This window comes from Gordonia gummivorans (genome assembly GCF_022513585.1).
In the GTDB taxonomy this organism is placed as follows: domain Bacteria; phylum Actinomycetota; class Actinomycetes; order Mycobacteriales; family Mycobacteriaceae; genus Gordonia.
In genome coordinates this window covers 186401-198981 of the sequence record NZ_JAKWBF010000005.1, presented here as the reverse complement: position 1 = coordinate 198981, position 12581 = coordinate 186401, and the positions used below count along the sequence as shown (strand labels likewise).

Below are 12581 nucleotides of genomic sequence, written 5' to 3'. Positions count from 1 at the left end.
GTTTCGTCGAGGTCCAAGCACGCCGCCAGGCCCTGCTGGACCAGGCCCACGCCGCCCACCCCGAACGCTTCCGGCAATCACCGAAAGCATCCGTGGTCCCCGCGATCGTCGGGATCAACCACAAACCACACAAACCGAGAAAAGACCCAATCAAGGACCTGTCTCAGGCAGGTTGACAAATTCCGACTTTCTAGCGGACGACTACGAACCCCGGGGAAGAAGTTCTTCCCCGTCTACTTTCAGTGAGCCCGACGCTGACACATTTTCCCAGTTCAGAGCATTGGTCACCTAACTCTTCGGATCAGCTGTCGAAGCCGAGTCCGACCTTGTCCATCGCCGTCAGCCACAGCCCCCGGGCGCCCGCGCGCCGCTCGCTGCGCGCGAGCTGATGTCGGGTGACCGTGATGCCCAGCCAGCGCAACGGCTCGGGTGGGAACGGAATCGGCTTGGAGCGCACCATCTTCAGCCGGGTACGTTCGGTGTCGAGACCGTCCACCAAGTCGAGCGCGGAGGCCGCCGCGAAGTGCGAGGCACCGACACCGAGCCCGGTGAATCCCACTGCGGTGACAACCCGACCGCCGTAAGACCGATCCCAGAACGCGCAGAACCGGGAACTGGTGTCGATGACGCCGCCCCAGGTGTGCGTGGCCTTGACGCCTGCGAGTTGCGGGAAGAACTGGAGTAGGTGCTCGGCGAGCAGCGCGAACTCTCCGGCGTCGTACTCGTGGCGCCTCGACCGACCAGATCCGAAGTGATACAGGGCATCCCAACCGCCGAACAAGATGCGGTCGTCTGCGGTGAGCCGAAAGTAGTGAAAGCGCGGCCCACTGTCGGCCAGACCCTCGCGTCCGGCCCAGCCGAGCGAGGCCCGCTGATCGGCGCTCAGCGGTTCGGTCATCAGTGCGTAGTCCCACACCGGCACCGTGTACAGGCGCAGACGACGGACGAGTGACGGACTCGCGGAGGTGGCCAGCACCACTTTGTCGGCCGCGACGGAGCCGAAGGCAGTGTCGGCCCGCATCCGACCAGCGTCGTCGGCGAGTGCGGTGACCTCGGTGCCCTCGAAGATCTGCACGCCGAGGCGTTCGGCGGCCCGGGCCAGACCCCAGGCGAGCTTCGCCGGATCGAGCATGATCACCTCGGGGTCGAAGGCTGCGCCGCGGACCATCGGCGAATGGACCCGCTCGCGCGCGTCAGACTCGTCGAGCAGAGACAGTTGCTGACCCAGAAGTGTTGCCTGGTCGGCCATCTCGGCGAGGTCCTCGATCTGCCAGTCGAAGTTCGCGATGTCGAGTTCGCCGGTCCGCTCGGCGTCGGCGTCGATGCCGAGTCTGTCCAGAGCCGCTTCGATCTCGTCGAGTGTCGCACTGCCGAGTTGGCTCAGGCGGGTCATCTCGTCGGGAAAGCGGGTGAGCCCGTTGCCGATCCCGTGGGTGAGGCTTGCCGAGCAGAATCCGCCGTTGCGGCCGGATGCGTGTTCGGCGATCCGGTCGCGCTCCACCAGCACGACGCGGCGTCCGGGATCACGTTCGGCCGCGGTGACCGCGGTCCACAAACCGGTGAATCCACCTCCGACCACCAGCAGATCCGCATCCACCATGCCGGTCAGACGGGGGCGTGCAGCGGGGCGATCGGGGCGATCGAGCCAAAACGGGGCCGAGGACGCCTGCGCGACCATCTCGATCGCTTCGGGTCCGGCAGTGGCGGCCCAGGTCATCAGCTGGTCCTCGTGGGGTCTGCGAAAACCGTCCTGTGCCAGTTCTTTTCGGCTTTGCCGGTGATATCGCTCATGACGTGCTTGATGGCGAGGTACTCATCGAGTGAGTAGGTCGACATGTCTTTGCCGAAGCCGGAGGCCCCCACGCCGCCGTGCGGCATCTCGCTGATGATGGGAATGTGGTCGTTGATCCACACGCAGCCCGCATGGATCTCTCGAGACGCTCGCCCGGCCCGGTAGACGTCCCTGGTCCACGCCGAGGCCGCGAGCCCGTACACCGTGTCGTTGGCCCGGCGGATGGCATCGTCGTCGTCGGTGAACGACGAAACGGTCAACACCGGACCGAAGACCTCGTCTCGATAGATCTCCGAATGCTCGTCGACATCGGCGACGAGGGTGGGTGGGTAAAACGCCCCGGGTCCGGCGGGTACCTCGCCGCCGACGACGATCCGTGCCCCCGCAGCGCGGGCACGATCGACCATCCCGGCGACCTTGTCCCGATGCGCCCGGGAGACCAGTGAGCCGAGATCGGTTGCAGCCGAGCGCGGATCGCCCATCACCACCGACGACATCACGTCGGCGACCCCTGCCACGAAATCGTCGTAGAGTTCGGGCGCGACAATCGCTCGGGTGGCGGCCGTGCAATCCTGTCCGGCATTGATCAGCGACCCGGCCACCGCGCCCTGCACGGCAGCGTCGAGGTCGGCATCGTCGAAGACCACGAACGGCGCCTTGCCGCCGAGTTCGAGTTGGACACGGGTACCGTTGGCCGCCGCCTGCGACATGACCGCTCGGCCCACCCCGGTCGACCCCGTGAAGGTGACCATGTCCACGCCCCGATGTCCCGCGAGTTCCGCGCCCACCTCGATGCCGGTGCCGACGACGACGTTGAACACGCCGTCGGGCAGGCCCGACTCAGTGGCCAGCCGGGCCAGGGTCAGCGTGGTGAGGGGCGTCAACTCGGCAGGCTTGAGGACCACCGCACAACCGGCGGCGAGCGCGGGCAAGACCTTCCAGACAGCCATCTGCAGCGGATAGTTCCACGGCGTGATGGACCCGACCACGCCCATCGGTTCACGCCGGATCGACGACGTGTGGTCTGGCGAGTACTCCGCGGTGGCCTTCCCCTCGAGATTGCGCGCCGCCCCGGCGAAGAAGCGGGCGTTGTCCACACTGCCGGGCACGTCGAACTCGCGGGCAAGCCGAACTGCCTTGCCGGTCTGCGCCACTTCCTCCTGCGCAAGATCCTCCGCCGCGGCGTCGATCGCATCGGCGAAGGCGGCGAGAACACTCGACCGCTCCGCCGGTGTCGTTGTCCCCCATGACTTCTGCGCGAGCCTCGCGGCGGCGACTGCGGCGTCGACCTCGGCGATCGTGGCAAGCCGTAGTTCCGCGACCGGCGTGTCGGTGGCAGGATCGACAACGACGTGGCGTTCACCCGATCCCTCGACCGACTCACCCGCAATCCAGCACGCCTTCGTCCTCAGCACGTGCGCGATTCTACCCGGCTCTCTGCGTATTCGACACATTAGGGCAAGATTTTCGGATGAAATCGTCGGTGAAAGTTGCGCCAAACCACGAAATCCGTCACGGTAGAGCTGTGGCCGAGACAACCAACACGCCCTTGGACGACACTGCCAAGCGCATCATCGAGTTGCTGCAGGCCGACGGGCGCAGCTCGTATGCCTCCATCGGCAAGGAGATCGGGCTGTCCGAGGCTGCCGTCCGCAACCGGGTCCAGAAACTCAGCGACTCCGGACTTCTGCAGATCGTGGCCGTCACCGACCCGCTGAAGCTCGGATTCGCCCGCCAGGCCCTCATCGGAATCCGGTGCGCGGGCGACACTCAGGCCGTCGCGACGGCACTGGCCGAACACGCGGAGATCGACTACGTCGTCCTCACGGCCGGTTCGTTCGACATCTTGATCGAGGTGGTCTGCGAAGACGACGACCACCTGCTGACCATCCTGAACCAGAAGGTCCGCGCCCACCCCGGGGTCACCAGCACCGAGACCCTCGTCTACCTGAAACTCGTCAAACAGCAATACAATTGGGGAACCCGATGACCGCAGCAACACATCAGTCACTCGGTGAGCGCAGCGCCGCCCACCTGTGGGGCCACTTCGCCCGGCACGGCGAAGGAATCGCACCGCCGGTGATCACGCGCGGCGAGGGCGTCCGGATCTTCGACGATCGCGGCCGCAGCTACCTCGACGGACTGGCCGGCCTGTTCGTCGTACAGGTCGGACACGGCCGCGAGGAACTTGCGCAGGCTGCCGCCGCTCAGGCTCGGGAACTGGCATTCTTCCCGCTCTGGTCGTACGCGACCCCACCCGCCATCGAGCTCGCCGAACGCCTCGCCGCGTATGCGCCCGGCGACCTCAACCGGGTGTTCTTCACCACCGGCGGCGGCGAAGCCGTGGAATCGGCCTGGAAGCTGGCCAAACAGTACTTCAAGCTGAGCGGCAAACCCCTCAAGCACAAGGTGATCTCGCGCGCGGTCGCCTATCACGGCACCCCGCAGGGCGCACTGGCCATCACCGGCGTGCCCGCGCTCAAGCAGATGTTCGAGCCCCTGACCCCGGGTGGTTTCCGGGTTCCCAACACCAACATCTACCGCGCCCCCACCGACGAACTCGCCGCCGACCCGAAGAAGTTCGGTCGCTGGGCGGCCGATCGCATCGCCGAGGCGATCGAGTTCGAGGGACCCGACACCGTCGCCGCGGTGTTCCTGGAACCGGTGCAGAACGCCGGTGGCTGTTTCCCGCCACCGCCGGGCTACTTCGAACGGGTTCGCGAGATCTGCGACGAGTACGACGTGTTGCTGGTCTCCGACGAGGTGATCTGCGCGTTCGGACGGATCGGATCGATGTTTGCGTGCGACGACTTCGGTTACGTACCCGACATCATCACCTGCGCGAAAGGCATGACCTCGGGGTACTCACCGATCGGCGCGATGATCGCGAGTGATCGACTGTTCGAGCCGTTCAACGACGGGTCGACGACCTTCCCCCACGGATACACCTTCGGTGGCCATCCGGTGTCCGCCGCGGTCGCGCTCGCCAACCTCGACATCTTCGAACGCGAGGGGCTCAACGATCATGTGAAGACGCAGGCACCCGCATTCCGTGCGACGCTCGAGAAGCTGCACGACCTGCCGATCGTCGGCGATGTGCGTGGTGAGGGCTTCTTCCACGCCATCGAACTCGTCAAGGACAAGACCACCAGGGAGAGCTTCAACGCAGCCGAATCCGAGCGCATCCTGCGTGGTTTCCTGTCCAGCGCGCTGTTCGACGCGGGCCTCTACTGTCGGGCCGATGACCGCGGCGACCCGGTGGTTCAGCTCGCGCCACCGCTGATCGCCGGACAGGCAGAGTTCGACGAGATGGAACAGATCCTGCGGTCGGTTCTCACCGAGGCATACACGCTGCTCTGACTCCTCGCGTCGCTGTGACCTCCGGCACCATCGCTGGTAACGTCCTCGGCGATGAAGTCGGGGTGGACGCATCGCGCGAAGCGAATTGTTGCGGTGACCGGGCTGGTCGCCGCCATCGCCGTGCCGGGAGTTCTCCCGGGCTCGGCCCATGCCGCACCGCCCACGCCGGTAAGCGACCACTGCCCACACAAGGTGAAGACGCCACCTGCGGTCGACGCTTCGGAGGTCGTACAGCCCGGCGCCACCACCCCGCCGCCGCTGCCCGTACCCAAGCCCGCTGTCGGAGGCGAACGGCTCGCCGGATGCGGGCTGGTCGCCGACCCGGCCGCGGGGCCCGTCCCGCCCGGGCTGACGTCGGCCGGATGGCTCGTCGCCGACCTCGAATCCGGTCACGTCATCGCCGCCAAAGACCCGCACGGCCGCTACCGTCCGGCGTCGACCATCAAGGTGCTGCTCGCACTCGTCGCCCTGCGTGACCTCGACCTCGACGCCGTGGTCGAGCCGACGGTCGAGGACTGGAGTACCGAGGGCGATTCGTGCGGGATGGGCCCCGGCGGTCACTACACCACGCGCGACCTGGTCACCGGACTGCTCATGGTGTCCGGGAACGATTGCGCAAACGCACTGGCCCGATCACTCGGTGGACGTGAGCAGGCGCTGACGAAGATGAACGAGTTGGCCGCGTCACTGGGCGCACACGACACACGGGCGGCGAGCCCGTCGGGCCTCGATGCTGCCGGCATGTCGACCTCCCCCTACGATTTGGCCCTGCTGTATCGGCAAGCCATGCGGAACAACACCTTTCGCGAGATGATCGCCAAGCCGACCTACCGGTTCCCCGGATACCCACCTCGGCCCGACATCCCCGGCGACAAGCCCCACCCCGCCTACGACATGTACACCACCAATCACCTTCTCCTCGAAGGTTATCCAGGCGCGCTGGGCGGCAAGACCGGCTACACCGACGATGCGTTGAAGACCTTTGTCGGGGCGGTGCAACGCAACGGGCGCACACTGGTCATCGTGCAGATGTACGGCCTGTCGGTGGGCGGCAGCATGTACTGGGATCAGGCGAAGTCCTTGCTCGACTATGGTTTTCGCGCAGCGCCCACCGTGTCGGTGGGCTTGCTCGTCGAGGCGACACCTGCCCCGGCCGCGTCGACCCCGGCCGCCCGACCCGAGGTGACGCAGCGCGCCGGTCCGTCGTCGGACAGCACGGGTTCGACCTCCGTGCAAGTCCTCATCGGACTCGTCGCCGCGCTCGCGGCGGTTGTCCTGCTCCTACTCGGTCTCCGATTCTTCGGGTCGAAGCGCTGACGCACGTGCTCAGTCACGTCGCATGATCCACCCGAGCACCGCACTCGCCGCCGCTCCCGCGCCGACCGCAGCCGCGATCACGCCGGGCTTCGGGACCGGATTGACCTGTGTGGTCGGGGAAATCACCACCGGCGGCAGGGTCTCTTCTTCCTCGTCGACCTGGAACTCGCTGTTGATCGGGTCGGTCGCGCACCACGCCGAGGCGTACAGAACGATCCGCGAGGCGAGGTAGGCGAAGACCATGACGCCGAGGATCGGGCCGAACGCGACACCGGCGGGGCTACTCAGGACCGATTTGAGGTAGAGGCCGCCAAGGGATTTCACGATCTCGAAGGCGATGGCGGTGACCAGACCTGCTTTCATCGCGTTGACAAAGGGCAACGGCACCAACGGAAGTCGTGCGAGGATGAAGGTGAACAGCAGCCACGACGCGAACACCGACACCAGGATCGAGACCCCCCGCACCACGGTGGGTGCCCACGACGCGTCGTCGAGCCCCACCCACGACAACACCTTCGTCGTCAGCCCACTGTTGCCGAGCGTGGTCAGTGCCATGGTCGCGGCGAACGCGAGTCCGAGCAGAACGAAGGTGAGCAGGTCCCACACCTTGGACATCACTGCGTTGCGTTCGACACGGCCTCCGTACATCTCCGTGAACGCCACGCGCACACCGGAAATCCATCCGATGCCGGTGAACGCGGCGCCGATCAGGCCGACGATGCCGACGGTAGCCCGGGAGTCGATGGCCGAGTTGATGACGTCGTTCACCTGGTCGCCGGCCTTGCCCGGAACGGCATCGACCACCGCGTCCTGAAGTCGCTCGAGCAACTCGGGCTGGTTGACCAGTACAACGGCGGCGAGAGCGAACACCACCATCGTGATCGGGACGAGGGCGAGGATGCCGTTGAAACTGATCGCGACGGCGTAGACGTTGCCGCGTCGATCGTTGTACCGCTCGACGGTCGCGACGAGATGCTCGATCCACGGCCACCGCTTCCGAGCCGCCGCAAAGGCGGCTTTGGCTTTGTCGACCAGCGATGGCTCGGACTTCTCAGCCGGTTGCGACTTCTCGGCGTGTTGGGCCTTCGCTGGGGACTCGATCGATGACGTCATCGGTGCCGCCTTCCGGGTCGGTGCTGCACTGTCCCGCTATCCCCCGACCCGCGGCGGTCACCGCCTGCTAGATGCTCACCGCGCGTTCGGGGCCAGGAACCCCACTTTGTCATACACGTCGGCCAGCGTCCGGGAAGCCACTTCACGCGCACGGGCAGCGCCCTGCGCGAGGATGCCGTCGAGGTAGGTCTCGTCGGCCAGGATCTCCGACACCCGGCCACGCAGCGGGGTGACGAACTCGGCGAGCACCTCGGCGGTGTCGACCTTGAGATCGCCGTAACGCTTGCCCTCGTACTTTGCGACGAGGTCGTCGACGCCGACGCCCGACAATGCCGATTGGATGGTGAGCAGGTTGCTGACGCCCGGCTTCTCCTGAGGATCAAACGTCACCTCCGACCCGGTGTCGGTCACGGCCGAGCGAATCTTCTTGGCCGATGCCTTCGGATCGTCCAGAAGTTTGATCAAGCCCTTGTCGGTGTCGGCGGACTTGCTCATCTTGGCCGTCGGGTTCTGCAGGTCGTAGATCTTGGCGAACTCTTTGACGATGGAGACCTCGGGTACGCGGAAAGCCTTGCCGAATCGCTTGTTGAAACGTTGTGCCAGATCGCGGGTGAGCTCGAGGTGCTGGCGCTGATCCTCACCGACCGGCACCTGATCGACCTGGAATGCCAGGATGTCGGCCGCCTGCAGGATCGGGTACGTGAACAGGCCGACGCCGGCAGCTTCGGTTCCCTGCTTGGCGGACTTGTCCTTGAACTGCGTCATCCGGCTGGCCTCACCGAACCCGGTGATGCACGACAGGACCCAGGTGAGTTGTGCGATCTCCGGTACGTGGGATTGCACGTAGATCGTCGCCCTGCCCGGATCGACGCCGACCGCCAAGAGCTGTGCGACGCTGACGCGAGTCCGTTCCCGCAGCTGCGCGGGGTCCTGCGGAACGGTGATCGCGTGCATGTCCGGGATGAAGTAGAAGGCGTCGAACTCCTCCTGCAACTCGACCCACTGCTTCACCGCGCCCAGGTAATTCCCCAGATGGAAGGAATCACTGGTCGGCTGAATGCCGGAGAGCACCCGGCGCCGCGGCGTCGAATCAACGGAATCGCTGGTCATGGGTCCAGTCTCTCAGACGGTGTCACTCGAATTTCACGGTGACCGGTGCATGGTCGGACCACCGCAGGTCGTAGGCGGCGGCACGGTCCACCGCACCCTTCACGGCCCGCGACGCCAAGGACTTGTTGGCCAGCGGGTAGTCGATGCGCCACCCGGAGTCGTTGTCGAACGCCTTGCCCCGCCACGACCACCACGAGTACGGGCCGGCGTCGTCGGGATACAGCTCGCGCATCACGTCATGCCAGCCGGCGGCGAGTAGATTGCCGACCCATTCCCGTTCGTGCGGAAGGAAACCCGGGTTCTTGAGGTTGCCCTTCCAGTTCTTGATGTCTGCCTCGGCATGGGCGATGTTCCAGTCGCCGCCGACCACGACGTGGCGTCGGCGACGCACCAGCCGGCCCAGATGATCGGCGAAATCCGTCATGAAGCGGACCTTCTCGTCGTGCTTGGCGATGTCCTTGGGGTCCGACGTCAGTGCGGCGCCCTTGGGAAGGTACAGACTCGCCGCCGTGAGAGGTCCGATGGGGGTGTCGAGGTCGACTTCGAGGTAGCGGCCTGTCGCGTCGAATTCGTCGCTGCCGAACCCGACCCGGACGGCGGCCGGCGCGCCGCGTGTGAGCACCCCGACACCGGCGTGGCCCTTCACCACCGACTCAGTCATGACGAGCTGCCAGCCCTGCTCGAGCATCGGCGCCAGCACATCGAGCGCCTGATCCTCGGACGCACGGATCTCCTGCAGCAGGACGACATCGGACTCGGTCTCGGCAAGCCACGCGGACAGGCCGCGATTGGCCTCCGACCGCTGTTTCATCGCGGCGCGGATGCCGTTGACATTGACGGTGGAAATCGTGATCGACACGGTGACCGAGCCTACGGGTGGCCACCGACAGGACGCCGGTCAGGACTGCAATAGGTAAGGCAACCCTTGTGGAAAGCCAGAAATTATGCAACCCTTTCCTAACCCAGCCCCGAAGTGAGTTCCCATGTTCGTTTGCATTTGCCGCGCAGTCACCGTCGACGAGGTTCATCAGCACGTCGATGACGGCGCCATCACAGCCGACGCGATCGGCGAGCGATGCGGAGCAGGCGAAGGATGCGGCACTTGCATCGACAAGCTGAACGCGATTCTCGGCGAAAGGATGTCCACAACCAGCGCAGCCTAACCTCAATACGGCACAACGGATTTCACACCTTCACGCGATCAGCGGCGTGAGGGATTTTGGCGTGTTACGTTCGTTCCACACCCCTGGGCGAACGGAGGCTGCCATGCGTGGCGATGACGAGGTCATTGCGTTGCTCAACGAGCAACTCACCAGCGAACTGACTGCTATCAACCAGTACTTCTTGCACGCCAAGATGCAGGCCAACTGGGGCCTGACCGAACTGGCGTCGACGACACGTGCCGAATCCATCGAGGAGATGACGCACGCCGAGATCCTGACCGACCGCATCCTCTTCCTGGAGGGGCTGCCGAACTACCAGAAGCTGCTTCCGCTGCGGATCGGCCAGACACTCAAGGAACAGTTCGAGTCGGACCTCGCGATCGAGATCGAGGTGGTCGAGAGGCTCAAGCCGGGCATCAAGATGTGCCGCGACAAGGGCGACATCACCAGCGCCAAGCTGTTCGAGGAGATCCTCAAGGACGAGGAACATCACATCGACTACTTGGAGACCCAACTCGAACTGCTCGAGCGTCTCGGTGAGCCGCTCTACATCTCCAAGTCGGTCGCGACCCCGCCGACTGTCGGCTGACGGCCACTCGAGAAGCGCGCTTGTAGCAGCGCCAGACCCAGCACGAGCATCCCCGCGATCGCGAGGAACACGCCGAGCACCGACGGCGCGCGGTAGCCGTAGCCTGCCCCGATCACCACTCCGCCGAGGAAGGCGCCCGCCGCGTTGGCGATGTTGAGCGCCGAGTGATTCAGTGCGGCTGCGAGAGTCTGCGCGTCGTCGGCGACGTCCATCAGGCGCGTCTGCAGCGCCGGGATCATCGCGGTTGCGGACACACCGACGACGAAGGTCAATATGAGTGCAGCCCAAGGATTCTGGGCCAACGCCGCGAACAGTCCGAGCGCGACCGCGGTCATGATCAGACCACCGAGAATGCTGAGGGTGACGTTACGGTCGGCGGCGGCGCCACCGAGGACGTTGCCGACGATCATGCCGATGCCGAACAGCATCAACGCGAGCGGCACGAGCGACACCGACAGCCCGGTCAACGTGGTCAGCGTGGAGTTGAGATAGCTGTAGAAGGCGAACATGCCGCCGAATCCGACGATGCCGATCGCCAGCGTGAACCACACCTGCGCGCGACACAGGGCGCCGAGTTCGGTCATCGGATTGGTGACCCGCATGTCGCTCAACGACGGCAGGCTGCGGACCAACGCCGCGATCGTGGCTAGCCCGATCACCACCACGATGGCGAAAGCACTACGCCACCCGAAGGTCTCGCCCAGCCACGTCGCAGCGGGAACGCCGAGGACGTTGGCGACCGAGAGTCCGAGCATCACCTGCCCGACCGCCTTGGCGCGGTGTCGGGGGCCGGCAAGGTGTGCAGCGACGAGCGCGGCGACTCCGAAGTAGGCGCCGTGCGGTAGTCCCGCCACGAATCGGGCGACGATCAGTAGGCCGTAGCTGGGTGCCAACACGGTCGCCAGGTTTCCGACGGTGAAGGCGGTCATCAGGGCGATCAGCAGCGTGCGACGCGACATGCGTGCGGTCAGTGCCGCGATCAGAGGCGCACCCACGACGACGCCGAGCGCGTAGGCGGAGATGACGTAGCCGGCGGTGGGTTCGCTGACCTCGAGCGACTCGGCGATGTTGGGCAGCAGCCCCATGGCCACGAACTCGGTGGTGCCGATCCCGAAGCCACCCAGCGCGAGCGCGATGATCGCCCACCGACGCACGGTCGACGAGGTGTCGGCTGCTACCGGGCTCTGCGAGCGCTGATCGAGGGTTTGCTGACCGGGGGCGATCTGAGACATGCTCCAAGCCAACGACGCGCACAGCCCGCACGATTCCCCGACCACGCGTGAATTCCTTCACACGTTGACCGTGCGCTCGTCAGCCGATTCTGGGCGGTGGAGCCATCCAGGTGCCGTTGGTGGCGTGCCTCCATGGGTCGCTGGCCATCGGCTGGTCGGCGTCGGGTCCGTAGCGGGTGTGACGCAGGCTGAATCGGAACACACTCAGCACGAGCGTCGGGATCAGCGCGTTGTCTGGTGGACGCACCGAGTCACAGATGGGGTCTCCGACGATGCAGACTTCGACTACGCGGCTTGTGAGTCGCCCAAACCCGCCGGGACGAGAACCGGTCATGGTGAGGCCGTTGTACACCGTCGTGTTCGGGAACAGGGTCTCCACGCCGGCACCCTTCACACCGGGAACCGGGTCACGGCGGGGGTCTGCGTACAGTTCGACGCGCAGTTTGTCGGCCGGGAGCCTGAGTGTCACCGGACCCTTCGGCGTCTGGATCGGACGTGCGTTACCGGCAGCAGAAACCACATCGCCGACGATGCGCGATCCCTGCGAGAAAGCCACCAGCGCAAGAGGTTTGGAAGGGCAGGCGCGCACCCACCAATCGAGCAACCGGGCCAGACGCGGCACGGCCAGCCGCACGTTGTCGTCGTAGGACGACGCCCCCAGCGGCCAGATGGTCGCCGGATAGACCAACGTGTGAGCGCGATATCCCATGCGCTGATAGCGCGCCACCGCGGGCGTCGTGTCGGGCGGCGGGTCGTCGTTGGTGCCGTTGACCACGACGACGAGCCCCTTCCCGGCGCACGCGTCGCTCGGACGAGCCTGAGCCGACGCAGTCGTGAGCAGAGCGGCGAGCATTGCTGTCAACAGCACGACGATCGTTGCTGATCTGGTTGTCATGCGGTCCTCC

At 65.7% G+C, this 12581-nt stretch carries 12 protein-coding genes; 5 read left to right on the top strand and 7 right to left on the bottom strand.

Going from position 1 to position 12581, the window contains the following annotated elements:
- Positions 1 to 301: 301 nt before the first annotated feature.
- Positions 302 to 1717 carry an NAD(P)/FAD-dependent oxidoreductase gene (locus MKW15_RS06210; RefSeq protein ID WP_240856703.1) on the bottom strand — a complete coding sequence of 472 codons (1416 nt, stop codon included), beginning with the start codon at positions 1715 to 1717 and terminating at the stop codon, positions 302 to 304.
- Entirely contained in the window at positions 1717 to 3183 is a 1467-nt protein-coding gene (locus MKW15_RS06205; RefSeq protein WP_374246553.1) for an aminobutyraldehyde dehydrogenase, read from the bottom strand. Before MKW15_RS06205 ends, MKW15_RS06210 begins: the two co-directional genes overlap by 1 nt.
- Positions 3184 to 3317: 134 nt before the next feature.
- On the opposite strand from MKW15_RS06205, the gene MKW15_RS06200 reads away from it, so the two are divergent.
- From MKW15_RS06200 to MKW15_RS06190, 3 genes are read left to right on the top strand one after another with little or no spacing between them, the layout of a single operon-like run.
- Positions 3318 to 3782, top strand: a complete 465-nt coding sequence (locus MKW15_RS06200) for an Lrp/AsnC family transcriptional regulator (RefSeq protein WP_240856701.1) — start codon at positions 3318 to 3320, stop codon at positions 3780 to 3782.
- Entirely contained in the window at positions 3779 to 5152 is a 1374-nt protein-coding gene (locus tag MKW15_RS06195; protein ID WP_240856700.1) for an aspartate aminotransferase family protein, read from the top strand. Before MKW15_RS06200 ends, MKW15_RS06195 begins: the two co-directional genes overlap by 4 nt.
- A gap of 51 nt (positions 5153 to 5203) precedes the next feature.
- Entirely contained in the window at positions 5204 to 6469 is a 1266-nt protein-coding gene (locus tag MKW15_RS06190) for a D-alanyl-D-alanine carboxypeptidase family protein (RefSeq protein ID WP_240856699.1), read from the top strand.
- A 9-nt stretch (positions 6470 to 6478) separates the two neighbouring features.
- On the opposite strand, the gene MKW15_RS06185 is transcribed toward MKW15_RS06190, so the two are convergent.
- The 3 genes from MKW15_RS06185 to MKW15_RS06175 form a co-directional block, all read right to left on the bottom strand.
- On the bottom strand, positions 6479 to 7582 hold the full coding sequence (locus tag MKW15_RS06185; protein WP_240856698.1) for a YhjD/YihY/BrkB family envelope integrity protein: 1104 nt from the start codon (positions 7580 to 7582) through the stop codon (positions 6479 to 6481).
- A gap of 75 nt (positions 7583 to 7657) precedes the next feature.
- On the bottom strand, positions 7658 to 8692 hold the full coding sequence (gene trpS / locus MKW15_RS06180) for a tryptophan--tRNA ligase (protein ID WP_240856697.1): 1035 nt from the start codon (positions 8690 to 8692) through the stop codon (positions 7658 to 7660).
- A 22-nt stretch (positions 8693 to 8714) separates the two neighbouring features.
- Positions 8715 to 9551, bottom strand: coding sequence for an exodeoxyribonuclease III (locus MKW15_RS06175; RefSeq protein ID WP_240856696.1), 837 nt, complete (start codon positions 9549 to 9551; stop codon positions 8715 to 8717).
- A 124-nt stretch (positions 9552 to 9675) separates the two neighbouring features.
- Here MKW15_RS06175 and MKW15_RS06170 point away from each other — a divergent pair, with 124 nt between their 5' ends.
- Both MKW15_RS06170 and bfr read left to right on the top strand, forming a co-directional pair.
- Positions 9676 to 9855: a (2Fe-2S)-binding protein gene (locus MKW15_RS06170; protein WP_240856695.1), complete on the top strand. Its 180-nt coding sequence runs from the start codon at positions 9676 to 9678 to the stop codon at positions 9853 to 9855.
- A 103-nt stretch (positions 9856 to 9958) separates the two neighbouring features.
- Entirely contained in the window at positions 9959 to 10444 is a 486-nt protein-coding gene (bfr, locus tag MKW15_RS06165) for a bacterioferritin (protein WP_240856694.1), read from the top strand.
- Here the strand turns inward: bfr and MKW15_RS06160 are convergent.
- Together MKW15_RS06160 and MKW15_RS06155 are read right to left on the bottom strand one after the other, a co-directional pair.
- Positions 10402 to 11676, bottom strand: coding sequence for an MFS transporter (locus tag MKW15_RS06160; protein ID WP_240856693.1), 1275 nt, complete (start codon positions 11674 to 11676; stop codon positions 10402 to 10404). The two genes, bfr and MKW15_RS06160, sit on opposite strands and share 43 nt — an antisense overlap.
- Before the next feature lie 79 nt (positions 11677 to 11755).
- Complete coding sequence (locus MKW15_RS06155) at positions 11756 to 12571, bottom strand: hypothetical protein (RefSeq protein WP_240856692.1); 816 nt, start codon at positions 12569 to 12571, stop codon at positions 11756 to 11758.
- Between the last annotated feature and the right edge of the window lie 10 nt (positions 12572 to 12581).